Consider the following 3,110-nt stretch of genomic DNA (forward strand, 5'->3'; position numbering starts at 1 on the left):
AGGAAGGCCCGGAACTCCTGCTCGAGGAACGTCGGCAAACCGCTCGCATCGGCGTGCGCCGCGGTCGCGAGGAAGGTCTCGAGGTGCTCGCGGACGACCTGATGCAGCACGGTGCCCGTCGCATCGCGCGGGGTGTACCCGAGGGACGCGACGGGGGCGCAGCCTTGGCTGCGTCGAGCGGTCTCGCAAGCCACGAGACCGCACCATGGCAGTGCGCCGCGGGAACGGCGTCGCTCCGAGTAGATAGTGACGCACCATCGCGCGGGTCCGATCAGCAACCACCGGATGGACTCGGAGCCGTGTGCGGGGACGAGTAGCGGCTATACAAAGTGGACGAGCGAGTCGGAGTCCGCTAAGTCGCTGAGCTCACTACTTCGCCCCCGTAGCTCAGGTGGATAGAGCACAGGATTCCTAATCCTGGGGCCGTGCGTTCGAATCGCGCCGGGGGCATTACCCGCGTAGTGGATGTGTTGACGAGGCGATCCCGCTCGACGACAAACGCAGCAACCGGGTGTGCGCTCGCACTCGCCGTCGAGGAGGCGACGATGAGGATCGGCTTGGCAGGCTGGAGCGGCTCCCTGATGATGCTCGTTGCGATAGGGACGGCCGAGCCGGCCGCGGCCCGCACGAAATGCGATATGACCTTCACGATGGAAGGCTGGTCCGTCTTCTACAAGGCGGCGGATGGCAGCGGCATCGTGCGTTGCGACAACGGGCAGCAGGTGCGGGTGCGGCTCGAGACGCGGGGCGGGGGCGTCACGTTCGGCCGTTCCAAGATCGTCGACGGAACGGGGGAGTTTTCGCCCGTGGCGGACATCGCCGAGGTTTTCGGAAACTATGCCAATGCCGAGGTCCACGCGGGGATGGGCGTCTCTTCCGGCGCGCAGGTCGTCACGAAGGGGTCGGTGTCGCTGGCGCTCTCGGGTACGGGAAACGGCGTCGACCTCGGGTTCGCCCTCGGTCGCTTCACGATCATGCGAGCGGCGCGCGCCGAGCCGATCGAGCGTCCTCGGGAGGAACGCTTCCGGGACGAGGATCTGCCTCCGGGGGCGTCCGGATCGACGGACGCCGATTGAGGGACGCGGGTCGCGGCGCCGACCGTGGACCGCTATCCTGCGCTGGCGGCCGCGGCGCCTTCGCTCGCCGGACCGAATCTGCTAGCACCCCGCGCGGACGCGAACCCCTTTGACCGTCGCCACCACTTCCCCATGGCTCTCGCTGCTCTTGCGGCGCGTGCCTGCCCTCGACGCTCTGCGCTCGTACGGATGGAGCGATCTGCGCATCGACGTGGTGGCGGGCCTGTCGGTGGCCGCGGTGGCCGTCCCCCAGGCCATGGCCTACGCGATGATCGCCGGCCTCCCCGCCGAGTACGGCCTCTATACGGCGGTCGTGATGACCGCGGTCGGCGCCGTGCTGGACTCGTCGCGCCAGCTCATCAACGGTCCGACCAACGCGATCTCGATCGCCCTGCTGAGCGCCATCGGCTCGGTCGCGAACCAAGACGAGCGGGTCCAGGCGGCGGTCCTGGTCGCGCTCCTCGTCGGTTCGATCCAGTTGGTCATCAGCTTCCTGCGTCTCGGCGACCTCACCCGGTACATCTCGCACTCCGTGATCGTCGGCTTCACGGCGGGGGCGAGCGTCCTCCTCGTTCTCGACCAGATGAAGAACCTGCTCGGCTTGACCGCGGTCGGCGGTGTCCACGCCCATTTCCTCGTGCGATTCTGGCAGACGATGGCGCACGGCGGCTCGGTGCATTCGGCGACGTTCGCGCTCGGTGCCGCGTCGATCGCGACCGTTCTGCTGCTCCGCTGGGTCAAGGCGAAGCTCGAATGGAAGCTCCTACCCGAGTTCCTGATCGTCGTGATCCTGATGGCGGTGATCACCGCCCGCTTCGATCTGGCCGCGCAGGGGGTGGCCGTCGTCGGCGACATTCCGGCCTCGCTCCCCTCGTTCGAAGTGCCGCGGGTGTCGGCGCCGTACCTCCGGGACCTTGCGGAGAGCGCTCTCGCGATCGCGCTTCTCGGTCTCCTCGAGGCGATCGCGATGGCCAAGGCCATCGCGGCGGTAACGGGCCAGCGCCTCGATCTCAATCAGCAGTGTCTCAGCGAGGGGTTCGCCAACTTCACCGGCAGCTTCTTCCAGTGCATGCCGGGCTCGGGATCGCTCACGCGCTCGGCGATCAACCAACAGGCCGGCGCGCGGACGCAGTGGTCCGGCGTGGTGTCGGCGGTTGCGGTGGCGCTGATCATGGTGGCGTTCGCGCCGTATGCTCGCTTCATCCCGCGCTCGGCCCTCGCGGGCCTCCTGATGCTGACCGCGGCGCGGATGGTGAACTTCCGCGATCTTCGCTACCACGTGCGAACTTCGCGCTTCGATGCCGCGATCGTTGCCGTGACCGCGATCTCCGCCGTCGCGATCTCGATCGAGTTCTGCGTGTTGATCGGCGTCTTCATGTCGTTCCTGTTGGCGGTTCCGCGGACCGGCAACATGTTGCTGACGGAGTTCGTCGTGGGGCCCGAGCGGACGGTCCATGAGCGCCAACGAGGCGACGCTGCCTGCAGTCGCATGCTCATCTTCGGGCTCGAGGGCGAGATGTTCTTCGGGTCGAGCTCGAGCCTCGAGCGCCATCTGGACAGCATCGACGAGCGCGTCGGCCCCGACACCCAGGCGGTCGTGCTGCGCTTGAAGCGTGCGCGTAATCCCGACGCCGTCGGCATGGCGCTGCTCGAGCGGAGCGTCGACGCTTGGCGCGCGCGCGGAATTCTCGTCGTCCTCTGCGGCGTCCGCCCTGGCATGCAGGCATGCCTCGACAATTGCGGCCTCGCGGACAAGCTCGGACGCGAGAACCTCTTTCTCGAGCAGCCGGTGCGACAGACCAGTACCGTCCTCGCGATCCGCCACGCGTATGCGCACATCACCGACTTCTGCCCGACGTGTCCGAAGCGGCTCGGCGCTCCACTGCCGCGCGCGATGTACTACGAGATCTAGACCAATCCAGGAGTCCCCCCGGCTATGCCGGGGAGGCAGCCGAAGTTTGACATTTCCGGGAGTCTAACGACGGGACTCCCCTCCGTGAGCCGCTCAAAGCCACACGAAGGGGAGTCCCATGC

Annotated in this window: 2 protein-coding genes and 1 tRNA gene; all 3 read left to right on the top strand. The window is 67.5% G+C overall.

What is annotated here, in order from left to right; all coding sequences use genetic code 11:
- Positions 1 to 376: 376 nt before the first annotated feature.
- Positions 377 to 450 (top strand) — tRNA-Arg (locus IT293_02240).
- Positions 451 to 545: 95 nt separating this feature from the next.
- Positions 546 to 1,076: a hypothetical protein gene (locus IT293_02245; protein MCC6763458.1), complete on the top strand. Its 531-nt coding sequence runs from the start codon at positions 546 to 548 to the stop codon at positions 1,074 to 1,076.
- A gap of 157 nt (positions 1,077 to 1,233) precedes the next feature.
- Positions 1,234 to 2,988: a SulP family inorganic anion transporter gene (locus IT293_02250; protein ID MCC6763459.1), complete on the top strand. Its 1,755-nt coding sequence runs from the start codon at positions 1,234 to 1,236 to the stop codon at positions 2,986 to 2,988.
- Positions 2,989 to 3,110: the final 122 nt, after the last annotated feature.

It is taken from the genome of Deltaproteobacteria bacterium (assembly GCA_020848745.1).
Lineage (GTDB): Bacteria > Desulfobacterota > Binatia > UTPRO1 > UTPRO1 > UTPRO1.